Source organism: Gemmobacter sp., from assembly GCF_016792925.1.
Classification (GTDB): Bacteria; Pseudomonadota; Alphaproteobacteria; order Rhodobacterales; family Rhodobacteraceae; genus Gemmobacter.
This window is the reverse complement of record NZ_JAEULU010000339.1, coordinates 1-11159: the sequence shown is the minus strand read 5'-3', so window position 1 is coordinate 11159 and position 11159 is coordinate 1. Positions and strand designations below refer to the sequence as shown.

Below are 11159 nucleotides of genomic sequence, written 5' to 3'. Positions count from 1 at the left end.
ACCTCGCGGTCCACCCCCGTCAGCTTCAGCATCAGGAAGGCGAGGATCGAGGCCATGACCAGTTCCCAGGTGCCCTCCACCCACAGATGGACGACATACCACCAATACATCTTGTCCAGCGCGAGGTTGGACGGGTTGTAGAAGGCAAACAGGAACAGCAGCGCCAGTCCCCACAGGCCCAGCAGCAGGATATTGGTGATCGCGGTTTTCTTGCCCGCCAGCACCGTCATCGAGATGTTGTAAAGAAAGACCAGCGCCGCCACGACAATGCCGGCCTTCACCCAGCGGGGCTGTTCCAGAAACTCGCGCCCCTCATTGCCCAGCAGGAAATTGCCCTCGAACAGGTTGAACAGATAGGTCACCACCACCCCGGCCGTGCCAAGGACAAAGATGCCCAGTTGCAGCCAGGCCAGCTTGACCGAGTGGATCTCGCGCTCGGATTCCTCGGGCACGAGGTAATAGGCGGCCCCAAAGAACCCCAGCAGCAGCCAGACGATCAGGCTGTTGGTATGCAGCATCCGCCCCACGTTGAAGGGCAGGATTTCGGCCAGAAAATTGGGCGAGACATAGATCCAGCCCAGCACCAGCCCCATGATCACCTGCACGGCAAACAGCGCCATGGCGACCACGAAATAGGCCAATGCCACCTTTTGTGATTGGTATTTCATTTCTCTCGTCCCCTCAGCCCGCGTCATTCGGCGGCCAGTCCTGCGCGCGGATCGTGTTTGCCCACAGCAGGAAATCCGCCAGCTCGCGGTATTCCGCGTCGGTCAGCCCGAAATTCGGCATCTGGCGGCGGCCCTCGATGCCGGTGGGCATGGCATCCATCCAGCCCTTGAGCGCGGTGAACGCTCCTTCATGATCGCCCGGTTCCACGCCCCAGCGTGTCATCACATTGGCCAGCTCGGGGGCGAAATAGGCGCCTTCGCCCAGAAGCGTGTGGCAATTGATGCAGGCCTTCTCCTCCCAGATATGCTTGCCCGCCGCCACGCTGTCGGTCAGCGTGGCGCGGTCTGTGGAGGTGTTGAGAATGTAGAAATGCGAATGGGCTGTCAGACCCACGAAGATAAGGATGAAGAACAGTGACCCGCCGTAAAAGATGTTCCGGGCCATGCTCTTGGTCATGACTTCGCGCATGGCGAGGCGTCCTTCCCAAAGCTGTTGCGGTGATGCTGTCTTGCGGCAGATGCGCGAGGCGGGCCTTAACAAAAGTCAATCATGCGAAAAGGAGGTCAGGCCGGAGGCTGGCCGACCGCCGCGCGCGGCAGGCGGGGCTGCCACCAGGCGGGCCACAGCGCCTGCACGAAAAGGCCAAAGGCCAGGCACCACAGCAGTGCCGCCAGCAGGGCAGCCGCCGTCGCCCCGCCCCCGTCCAGCGCCAGCAGGCCAAACCAGCGCGCCAGCATCGCCAATGGCAGCATCAGATAGGCCAGCACCACGGGTTTCGGGGCCAGCAGCGGGCGGCCGGTATGGCCAAGGCTGGCGCGCGACATGATCGCCAGCGTCATGCCGCCAATGCCCCCGATGGACAGCACATGCAGGGCGGCCAGCTCGCTGCCCTGCCCCAGGGCGGCCAGCCCGATCAAAACCAGCCCAAGGGCATTGCAGCCATAGGCCAGATGCAGGGTCCAGAGAATCGGGCGGCTGCGGGTCCAAAGTCCTTGCCACAGCGACAGGCGCAGCAAGGCGGCCCCACCTGCCAGCAGCGCCACGGGGCCGGTGATTTGGGCGGGCAGATCGGCCAGCGTGGCGATCACCGTGCCAATGGCCGCCGCGATCGACAGCGCCGCAAGGGGGGCAGGCGTTCGGGGCAAGCCTTGTTCGCGCCCGGCGGCCACCATGGCATTCCGGGTAAATCCGGGAGTCACCCGACCGCCCAAAATCACGATCATGGCCGCCAGCCCGATCAGCCCCGCGCGGATGCCAAGCGCGGCATCCCCGCCCGGCAGGCCCATCCACTCCAGATGGCACAGCAGATTGGCACCCCAAAACAGCGCCAGCATAAGCAGGAAAATCAGCTGCGGTGCCTTGGGGCGGCGCAGCAGAACCGCAGCGATTTGCAACGCCAGCACCGGCCCGAAGGACAGATCGGCCAGGGCCACGGCCCAGACGGGCAACAGGCCCGAGGCCCAAAGCGCCACACGCCCCGCCAACCACAAGGCCCAGACCGCCGCGATGAAGCGCTGCGGCGCCCCGGCGCCTCCGGTCCAGTTGGGCACCGCCGTCAGGAAAAACCCCGCCAAAGCCGCAGCGCCAAAGCCAAAGACCATTTCATGCGCATGCCAATGCTGCGGCGCGATGGCGGGGGGCAGGTCGGGCCAAAGCCCGGCGATCCAGGCCCCCCATAGCGCGATGGACAGAATGGCAAACAGCCCGGCGGACAGAAAAAACACCCTGAATCCTTCGGAAAACAGGCGGGATAGCGGGGTCATGGCGCGGCTCCTTCGGCTTTGCGCCAAGCTGCCGCCATGTCGCGGCCTTGGCCTTAACAAAAGTCAAAGCCAGCACCACCCCCTCACGGGATTGTGTGCCCAGCCTGTCCATCTGAGCGGAGAGATTCCCATGACCCGCCAAGCCCGCCGCGCGCTGGTCTCGATCTGGGAGCTGGAGGGGGCGGTCATCGTCTAGGATGCCGCCACCCTGACCGAGTTGCAGCGCCTGCCGATGGTGAAGCCTTCAGGAAAATACAATGTCTGGAACAAGATCACCTTTGAAGACGGCACAAGCCATTGACCGGACCGCAGATCAAGCCCGAGATGCCGCCCCCGAAGCGGCCCCCCAACCGGGAATGACCCGCAGGCGCGCGCGGTGGCTTTGGTTGATCCTTTGGCCCTTTGCCACCACCGCCACGGCCATCAACCTGTTCTTGCTGGGGCTAATGGGCACCTGGCTGGGCCTGCCCGCGCTGTCGCCTGTGGTGTCGCTCTGGCTCTCGCTGCCGCTTGGCTTGCCCGCGACCTTTGCTGCGCAGCGCTGGATCGCCGGGCTGATCGCCGAGGCCGAGGCCTAACCCGCCACGCCCTGCGGCAGGCTGACCCCCGCAGTGGCCCCGCCGGTATCCGGCCCGTCGATCAGCGGGTCGGGCGGCACAAAGGCCAGCAGCTGCGCCATGTCGGTGATGGTCACTTGCTGACCCTTCACCTGCACCCCCACCTCCTCCAGCGAGCGGATGGCGCGGGACAGGTTCTCGGGCGTCATGCCCAGATACGAGGCGATCAGCCGCTTTTCCACTGTCAGGCTGAACCGCGCCGCCCCGCCCAGACTGCGCGATTGCTTCAGCAGATAGGCGGCGATCCTTTCGCGCGAATTGCGCAGTTTCAGGCCCTTGGCATGGCGCACCACCGCGCGGTAGCACCCCGCCAGTTCGGTGATGGTCGAGACCGCAAATTCCGGGTCGCGCCGGAACACCGCCCGCAGGTCGGAGGCCGGCACCAGCAGCAGCCGCGCCCGTTCCAGCGTGCGCGCCGACATCAGGTAAGGCGCATCCTTGATGCAGGCCGCGAGAATGAAGGTGCTGACCGGCTGCACCACCGCCATGGTGCAGATCCGGCCCTCCCAATGGGCGTAAAGCTCGACCGAGCCTTCCATAACCACATGCAGAAAATCCGCCGGGTCGCCCTGCCGGATCAGCTCCAGCCCGGCGGGAAAGGTTTGCGCATAGGCGCCCTGCATCAGCTGATCGAAATTGGCTTTCAGCATGTCGCGGAACAGGGGCAGGTGGCGCACCTCTGCCAGATCATCGGGCCGCATCGCATTCTCCAGACTGCAAGCGCACAGATCAATCCGAGAGCAGACAAAAGTCAATTGGCCTGAAAGGCGCACCCTTTCGGGACGCTTGCTTGATATTGGTCAAGGACGGGGCCGCTTGGCGGGGGGCAGGTGGCGGGCATGAAAGTCGTGATCCATCTGCTGCTGTGCCTGTCGCTGCTGCTGACCGCCTTTGCCTCGGCCGGCAGGGCGGCAGAGATGCTGGCGCGCGGGCCGGGGGTCGAAATGGTGATCTGCGGCGCAGACGGGCCGCGGCGGGTGGTGATCGACGCCGCGGGGCAACCCATGGCGCCGGATGCGCGCTGCGATTGCCCCAAATGCCTTGTTCAGGCGGTTTTTCTGCTGCCTGACGCGCAGGTGCCGCGAGGCTCGCCCACCCTGCATCGCCACATCCTGACTTGGTTGACAGACCGTTGCGCCCCGCCGCGCCCGCTGGCGCTGCCTTTGGCGCGCGGCCCCCCGGCCCTGCCCGGCACAGCCTGCGGCCTCCTGCCGCATCATCCAGATTTCCGCGCCCGGCTTGAGTTTGGTCAAGCCGATTTGTGCGGCTGCGCGGCAGAACCGGGGCAATTCCACGAGGAAGCCCGATGATTCTGCCTGTTCGCCTGATCCTGATCTGCCTTGCCCTGCTGCTGGCGCGCCCGCTTTGCGCCGAACCGGGCGCTGTGACCGGCCTGCTGCCGGGCCTGCTGGCAAAGACCCCCGCCGCCGAGCTGGTGCCCGGCGCCGAAGCCTATGGCCCGCCGCGCGAGGATCTGGCGGTGGTGCCGGTTCTGAAAGGCGGCGAGACCATCGGCTGGGCCTTTGTCACCAGCGATTTCGTGGGCACCACCGGCTATTCCGGCAAGCCCATTCATACGCTGGTCGCGCTGGACCCGCAGGCGCGCATTCTTGGCCTGTCGCTGGTCAAACATTCCGAACCCATTGTGCTGATCGGCATCCCCGAGGCGAAGATCAAGGCCTTGGTCAACGCCTATATCGGCCTTGATCTGGTGGCCGAGGCGCAATCGGGCGGCACGGCGCATGAGGTGGACATCATCTCGGGCGCGACGGTGACGGTGATGGTGATCGACGATTCCATCGTGCGATCCGGTCTCAAGGTGGCGCGCGCGCTGGGGCTGGGCGGCTTGCACCCCGAGGCCGCCGCGACGGGGCCGCGTTTCGGGATCAACCCCAATGCCGGCGCGCCCGCCGATTGGGCGGCCATGCTGGGCGATGGCACGGTGCGGCGCCTGTCGCTGGATGTGGCCGCCGTCAATACGGCCTTCGCCGCGCTGGAGGACAAGCGCGCCGCCGACCGCGCGCTGGCCGCGCCGCCCGGCACGCCCTTCATCGACATGCAGGTCGCGCTGGTTTCGGTGCCGGGTATCGGCCGCGCCGTGCTGGGTGAACAGGAGTTCACAAATCTGCAAACCTGGCTGCAACCGGGCGATCACGCGCTGATGCTGGCGGCCAGCGGGCTGTATAGTTTCAAGGGGTCGGGCTATGTGCGCGGCGGCATCTTTGACCGCATCGTGCTGATTCAAGACGATGTTTCGGTGCGCTTCCGCGACAAGATGCACCGCCGCCTCGTCAGCCTGGCCCCCGCCGATGCGCCGGGTTTCAGCGAGACCGATCTGTTCCGCATCCCGGCGGACAGCGGCTTTGACCCGGCCAAGCCCTTCCGCATTCAGCTGCTGGTGCAGCGCGAGGTGGGGCCGATCGAAAAGCTGTTCAGCACCTTCGATCTGGCCTACCAGCTGCCGCAAGCCTATCAGCGCCCCCTTGCCCCGCCCGTGGCCGAGGCCCCGGCCCTGCCCGACGAGCCCGCCGCGCAGGCCGATCTGTGGCGCAAGATCTGGGCGGGAAAACAGCCGGGCATCGTGGCGCTTGGCGTGATGCTGGCGGTGCTGACCGGGGTGTTTTTCTTTCAGGGCCTTGCCACGGGGCATGCCCGCCGGTTCTTCTGGTTCCGCATGGGGTTTCTGACCGTCACGCTGGTCTGGCTGGGCTGGATCGCCAATGCGCAGCTTTCGGTGGTGAATCTGATGGCGCTGTTTGGCGCGCTGGTGAACGGGTTCTCGTGGCAGGCCTTCCTGCTTGATCCGCTGACCTTCATCCTGTGGTTTGCCGTCGCCGCCGCGTTGCTGTTCTGGGGGCGCGGCGCCTATTGCGGCTGGCTTTGCCCCTTTGGCGCCCTGCAAGAGATCACCAACCGCATCGCCCGCGCCTGCCACGTGCCGCAATGGACCCTGCCCTGGGGCCTGCACGAGCGTCTGTGGCCGGTGAAATACATGATCTTCCTGGGGCTGTTCGGCGCCAGCCTGGTCAGCATCGAACAGGCCGAGCATCTGGCCGAGGTGGAGCCGTTCAAGACGGCGATCATCCTGAAATTCATGCGCGCCTGGCCCTTTGTGGCCTATGCGGCGGCGCTGCTGATGGCGGGGCTGTTCGTGGAGCGGTTCTATTGCCGCTATCTTTGCCCGCTGGGCGCGGCGCTGGCCATCCCGGCCCGGATCCGCATGTTCGACTGGCTGAAGCGCTATCGCGAATGCGGCAATCCCTGCCAGAGCTGCGCCAACCAATGCCCGGTGCAAGCCATTCATCCGACAGGGGAAATCAACCCCAATGAATGCGTGAACTGCCTGCATTGCCAGGTTCTTTACCAGTCCAAGACCATCTGCCCGGTGGTCATCAAACAGATGAAGCGGCGCGCCTCGATCGGCGCCCCGCCTGCCGGGCATCCCAACGCAAAACCTGTTCTGTCTGAAGGAGCATCCTCATGACCACCGATCCGAAATCCGGCATCAGCCGCCGTTTCCTGCTGGGCGCCACGGCGGGCGGCGCCGCCCTTGCCAGCTCGCTGGGCGGGCGTCTGGCGCTTGGCACCGGCGCGACCGGCCTCGCCACCCTCGCCGCATCCCGCAGCGCACAGGCCGCCGGGATGGAGGTCGCGCCGGGGCATCTGGATGAGTATTACGGCTTCTGGTCCTCGGGCCAATCCGGCGAGATGCGCATCCTTGGCATCCCCTCCATGCGCGAGCTGATGCGGGTGCCGGTGTTCAACCGCTGCTCGGCGACCGGCTGGGGCCAGACCAATGAATCCCTCCGCATCCATCAGCGCAGCATGTCGGAGAAAACCAAAAAGCTGCTGGCCGCCAATGGCAAGCAGATCCACGACAATGGCGACCTGCACCATGTCCATATGTCCTATACCGAGGGCAAATATGACGGCCGCTTTCTGTTCATGAATGACAAGGCCAATACCCGCGTCGCGCGGGTGCGCGGCGATGTGATGAAATGCGATGCCATTCTGGAAATCCCCAATGCCAAGGGCATTCACGGCATGCGCCCGCAGAAATGGCCGCGCTCCAACTACGTCTTCTGCAATGGCGAGGACGAGGCGCCGCTGGTGAATGACGGCAGCACGATGAAGGATGTGAAAACCTATGTGAACATCTTCACCGCCGTCGATGCCGACAAATGGGATGTGGCCTGGCAGGTGATGGTGTCCGGCAACCTCGACAATTGCGATGCCGATTACGAGGGGAAATGGGCCTTCTCCACCAGCTATAACAGCGAGATGGGCATGAACCTGGCCGATATGACGGCCAGCGAGATGGATCATGTGGTGGTGTTCAACATTGCCGAGATCGAAAAGGCCATTGCCGCCGGGAAGTTTGAAGAGGTGAATGGCGTCAAGGTTCTGGATGGCCGGAAAGAGGCGAACAGCCCCTTCACCCGCTACATCCCCATCGCCAACAACCCGCATGGCTGCAACATGGCGCCCGACAAGCGGCACCTGTGCATCGGCGGCAAGCTGTCGCCCACGGTCACCGTGATCGACGTGACGCTGCTGGATGCGGTCTTTGCGGGTGCCGATCCGCGCAGCGCCGTCGTGGCCGAACCCGAGCTGGGCCTTGGCCCCTTGCACAATGCCTTTGACGGTCAGGGCAATGTGTATACCTCGCTCTTCCTCGACAGCCAGGTGGTGAAGTGGAACATCGACAAGGCGATTGCCGCCTATAAGGGCGAAAAGGTCGATCCGATCCTCGACAAGGTGGATGTGCAATACCAGCCCGGCCACCTGAAAACCTCGATGGGCGAAACGCTGGAGGCCGATGGCAAATGGCTGGTCTGTCTGTGCAAATTCTCGAAAGACCGCTTCCTGAATGTCGGGCCGCTGAAACCCGAGAATGACCAGCTGATCGACATTTCCGGCGACAAGATGGTGGTGGTGCATGATGGCCCCAACTTTGCCGAACCGCATGACGCGATTGCCGTTCACGCCAGCAAGATGACCAACATCAAATCGGTCTGGGATCGCAAGGATGCCATGTGGGCCGAAACCCGCGCGCAGGCCGAGGCGGATGGCGTCGATCTGGATGGCTGGCAGGATATGGTGATCCGCGATGGCAGCAAGGTGCGGGTCTATATGTCCAGCCAGGCACCGCAATTCGCGCTGGAGGAGTTCACCGTCAAGGAAGGCGATGAGGTGACGGTGATCGTCACCAATCTCGACGACATCGACGATCTGACCCATGGGTTCACCATGGGCAACCATGGCGTCGCGATGGAGATCGGGCCGCAGCAAACCGCCTCGGTCACCTTCGTCGCCGCAAATCCGGGGGTTTACTGGTATTACTGCCAGTGGTTCTGCCACGCGCTGCACATGGAAATGCGCGGCCGCATGTTCGTGGAGCCGAAATGACCCTCGGGCGGCTGATCCTGGCCCTGTCGCTGCTGGCCCTTCCCGCCTGGGCGGAGGAGCGCGTGGTGCCGCCGGGGCCGGGGCTGGCCGCCGCCATTGCCGGGGCGGCGCCCGGCGATGTGCTGATCCTGCAAGACGGGGCCTATCCGGGCCCCGTCACCCTCGACCGCCCGCTGACGCTGCGTGGCCCGCGCGGGGCGCGGGTCGACGGGCTGGGGCGCGGCACCGTTCTCACCCTGACGGCGCCGGATGTGGTGCTGGAGGGGTTCACCGTGACCGGGTCGGGCAGCGCCAACAAGGATCTCGATGCCGGGGTGAAGATCGTGAAAGGCGCCGACCGGGCGCGCATCACCGGGCTTTTGCTGCAAGACAACATGCACGGCATCGACGTGCATGGCGGGCGCGATGCCCGGATCACCGGCAATGAGATCGAAGGCCGCCAAAGCCCGCGCATGAACGAGCGCGGCAATGGCGTCTATGTCTGGAACAGCCCCGGCACCGTGGTGGAGGGCAACCGCATCCGCTGGGGCCGGGATGGCATTTTCTCCAATGCCTCGCGCAAGGGAACCTATCGTGGCAACCTGTTCCGCGATCTGCGCTTTGCCGTGCATTACATGTATACCCATGACAGCGAAGTGTCGGGCAATATCAGCATCGGCAACCATCTGGGCTTTGCCATCATGTTCTCTGACCGGGTGAAGGTGCAGGGCAATCAAAGCCTGGGCGACCGCGACCATGGGTTGATGCTGAACTTCGCCAACAGCGCCGATGTCTCGGGCAATCTGGTGCGCGGGGGGGCGCAGAAATGCCTGTTCATCTACAATGCCCACAAGAACCTGATCTGGAACAACCGCTTTCAGGGCTGCGGCATCGGCATCCATTTCACCGCCGGGTCAGAGCGCAACGTGCTGACCGGCAATGCCTTTGTCGGCAATGCCGAGCAGGTGAAATATGTGGGCACCCGCCTGCTGGAATGGAGCTTCGAGGGGCGGGGCAACTTCTGGTCGGATCATCCGGCCTTTGATCTGAATGGCGATGGCATTGCCGACGGGGTGTTTCGCCCCAATGACCTGATGGACCACATCCTGTGGTCGCAACCCGCGGCCAAGCTGCTGACCGGGGCGCCCTCGGTGCAGCTGATCCGGTGGTCGCAATCCAGCTTCCCGGCCACGCTGCCCGGCGGCGTGCTGGATTCCGCGCCGCTGATGGCGCCGCTTTCCCTTCCCGTTTCCGCAGACAGCGCCGCGATGGAGGCCGAGGTGGCCGGCCGTTGGGCGAAAGGTTCCCACGATGACTTCGACCCTGACGATCTCGGCTCTCACTAAGCGCTTTGCGGGGGTGGAGGCCCTTTCCGGGGTCTCGCTCAGCCTGGCCCCCGGCGAGCGCGTGGCGCTGCTGGGCCATAATGGCGCGGGCAAATCGACGATGATGAAGATCATTCTCGGGCTGATCCCCGCCACTTCGGGCGTGGTGCAGGTATGTGGCGCGGCGCCCGGCTCGGCGCAGGCGCGGGCGCAGGTGGCCTATCTGCCAGAGAACGCGGCCTTCCACCCGGCGCTGACCGGGCTGGAGCAGATGCGCCATTACCTTGCGCTGCGGGGCGAACCTGTCGCGCAGGCCCTGCCCTTGCTGGAACAGGTGGGGCTGGGCGCCGCCGCGCGGCGCCGGATCGGCACCTATTCCAAGGGGATGCGCCAGCGCGTCGGGCTGGCACAGGCGCTGATCGGCGCGCCGCGCCTGCTGGTGCTGGACGAGCCGACCTCGGGGCTTGATCCGGTCTCGCGCCGCGATTTCTATGCGCTGCTGGACGGGCTGGCGGCGCGGGGCGCCTCGATCCTGCTGTCCTCGCATGCGCTGACCGAGGTGGAGGCCCGCACCGACCGTATCCTGATCCTGTCGCGCGGGCGGCTGGTGGCGCAAGGCGCGCTGGCCGAGCTGCGGCAACAGGCGGCGCTGCCGGTGGCGCTGCATGTCACACCGCGCGCAGGCGCCCGGCTGGATCTGCCCGGCGCAGTGGCCATGGGTTGCGGGCTGCACCTCACCTGCGCGCAATCCGACAAGCTGGCAACCCTCGCCCGGATCACCGCGCTTGGCGATGCCGTCGCCGATCTGGAGGTGCTGCCCCCCAGCCTCGAAGACCTTTACAGTCATTTCAGCCAGAGGGACGGGCAATGATCCGACGCATCCTCGCCACCGCCGCCTGCGAATTCCGCATCGCGCTGCGCAATCGCTGGGTCGCCATCGCGGTGGCCCTGATGGCCCTGTTCTCGCTGGTGCTGGCGGCGGCAGGGTCGGCCCCCACCGGCGGGCTGGGGGTGGACCGGCTGTCGGTCATCGTGGCCTCGCTTACCTCTCTGGGGGTCTATCTGGTGCCACTGCTGGCGCTGTTGATGAGTTTCGATGCCATCGCCGGCGAGGCCGAGCGGGGCACCCTGCCTTTGCTGCTTACCTATCCGGTGGCGCGGGCCGAGGTGTTGGCGGGCAAGATGCTGGCGCATCTGGCGGTGCTGGCGCTGGCTTGCGGCACGGGCTACGGGCTGGCCGCGCTGGTGGCGCTTTGGGCCGATCCGGGCGCGGCGGCGGGCCTGCCCGCGCTGGCCCGGCTGGGCTGGAGTTCGGTCCTGCTGGGCGCCACCTTTCTGGCGGCGGGCTATGCGCTTTCTGCGCGCGCGCGGCGGCCCTCGGGCGCGGCGGGGCTGGC

At 65.6% G+C, this 11159-nt stretch carries 11 protein-coding genes and 1 pseudogene; 8 read left to right on the top strand and 4 right to left on the bottom strand.

Features of this window, described 5'->3' with window-relative positions; all coding sequences use genetic code 11:
• From JNN06_RS16960 to JNN06_RS16950, 3 genes are all read right to left on the bottom strand, one after another.
• A partial coding sequence (locus JNN06_RS16960; RefSeq protein ID WP_291240773.1) for a cbb3-type cytochrome c oxidase subunit I occupies positions 1-668 on the bottom strand: 668 nt, incomplete at its 3' end.
• Between the two features lie 13 nt (positions 669-681).
• On the bottom strand, positions 682-1137 hold the full coding sequence (locus JNN06_RS16955) for a cytochrome c (RefSeq protein WP_291240772.1): 456 nt from the start codon (positions 1135-1137) through the stop codon (positions 682-684).
• 95 nt (positions 1138-1232) lie between these two features.
• Positions 1233-2432, bottom strand: a complete 1200-nt coding sequence (locus JNN06_RS16950; protein ID WP_291240771.1) for an NnrS family protein — start codon at positions 2430-2432, stop codon at positions 1233-1235.
• A 136-nt stretch (positions 2433-2568) separates the two neighbouring features.
• Here JNN06_RS16950 and JNN06_RS16945 point away from each other — a divergent pair.
• Together JNN06_RS16945 and JNN06_RS16940 are read left to right on the top strand one after the other, a co-directional pair.
• Positions 2569-2733, top strand: a pseudogene (locus JNN06_RS16945) (cytochrome D1 domain-containing protein); the annotation flags it as partial.
• An 85-nt stretch (positions 2734-2818) separates the two neighbouring features.
• Complete coding sequence (locus JNN06_RS16940; protein ID WP_291240770.1) at positions 2819-3010, top strand: hypothetical protein; 192 nt, start codon at positions 2819-2821, stop codon at positions 3008-3010.
• Here the strand turns inward: JNN06_RS16940 and JNN06_RS16935 are convergent.
• Positions 3007-3750 (bottom strand): cyclic nucleotide-binding domain-containing protein, encoded by a 744-nt coding sequence (locus JNN06_RS16935; RefSeq protein WP_291240769.1) that lies wholly within the window; start codon positions 3748-3750, stop codon positions 3007-3009. The genes JNN06_RS16940 and JNN06_RS16935 overlap by 4 nt on opposite strands.
• Before the next feature lie 138 nt (positions 3751-3888).
• On the opposite strand from JNN06_RS16935, the gene JNN06_RS16930 reads away from it, so the two are divergent.
• From JNN06_RS16930 to JNN06_RS16905, 6 genes are all read left to right on the top strand, one after another.
• Positions 3889-4359: a hypothetical protein gene (locus tag JNN06_RS16930; protein WP_291240768.1), complete on the top strand. Its 471-nt coding sequence runs from the start codon at positions 3889-3891 to the stop codon at positions 4357-4359.
• Entirely contained in the window at positions 4356-6533 is a 2178-nt protein-coding gene (locus tag JNN06_RS16925; protein ID WP_291240767.1) for a NosR/NirI family protein, read from the top strand. Before JNN06_RS16930 ends, JNN06_RS16925 begins: the two co-directional genes overlap by 4 nt.
• Complete coding sequence (gene nosZ / locus JNN06_RS16920; RefSeq protein WP_291240766.1) at positions 6530-8458, top strand: TAT-dependent nitrous-oxide reductase; 1929 nt, start codon at positions 6530-6532, stop codon at positions 8456-8458. Before JNN06_RS16925 ends, nosZ begins: the two co-directional genes overlap by 4 nt.
• Positions 8455-9783 carry a nitrous oxide reductase family maturation protein NosD gene (locus tag JNN06_RS16915; protein ID WP_291240765.1) on the top strand — a complete coding sequence of 443 codons (1329 nt, stop codon included), beginning with the start codon at positions 8455-8457 and terminating at the stop codon, positions 9781-9783. Before nosZ ends, JNN06_RS16915 begins: the two co-directional genes overlap by 4 nt.
• Positions 9749-10633 carry an ABC transporter ATP-binding protein gene (locus tag JNN06_RS16910; RefSeq protein ID WP_291240764.1) on the top strand — a complete coding sequence of 295 codons (885 nt, stop codon included), beginning with the start codon at positions 9749-9751 and terminating at the stop codon, positions 10631-10633. Before JNN06_RS16915 ends, JNN06_RS16910 begins: the two co-directional genes overlap by 35 nt.
• On the top strand, positions 10630-11159 hold a 530-nt coding region (locus tag JNN06_RS16905; protein ID WP_291240763.1), incomplete at its 3' end, for an ABC transporter permease. The genes JNN06_RS16910 and JNN06_RS16905, both read left to right, overlap by 4 nt.

What these genes read in the sequence shown, in the direction of transcription:
- nosZ (WP_291240766.1), top strand. Translation starts at nt 6,530, where the DNA reads ATGACCACCGATCCGAAATCCGGCATCAGCCGCCGTTTCCTGCTGGGC.
- JNN06_RS16950 (WP_291240771.1), bottom strand. Translation starts at nt 2,432, where the DNA reads ATGACCCCGCTATCCCGCCTGTTTTCCGAAGGATTCAGGGTGTTTTTT.
- JNN06_RS16915 (WP_291240765.1), top strand. Translation starts at nt 8,455, where the DNA reads ATGACCCTCGGGCGGCTGATCCTGGCCCTGTCGCTGCTGGCCCTTCCC.
- JNN06_RS16910 (WP_291240764.1), top strand. Translation starts at nt 9,749, where the DNA reads ATGACTTCGACCCTGACGATCTCGGCTCTCACTAAGCGCTTTGCGGGG.
- JNN06_RS16955 (WP_291240772.1), bottom strand. Translation starts at nt 1,137, where the DNA reads ATGCGCGAAGTCATGACCAAGAGCATGGCCCGGAACATCTTTTACGGC.
- JNN06_RS16935 (WP_291240769.1), bottom strand. Translation starts at nt 3,750, where the DNA reads ATGCGGCCCGATGATCTGGCAGAGGTGCGCCACCTGCCCCTGTTCCGC.
- JNN06_RS16925 (WP_291240767.1), top strand. Translation starts at nt 4,356, where the DNA reads ATGATTCTGCCTGTTCGCCTGATCCTGATCTGCCTTGCCCTGCTGCTG.
- JNN06_RS16930 (WP_291240768.1), top strand. Translation starts at nt 3,889, where the DNA reads ATGAAAGTCGTGATCCATCTGCTGCTGTGCCTGTCGCTGCTGCTGACC.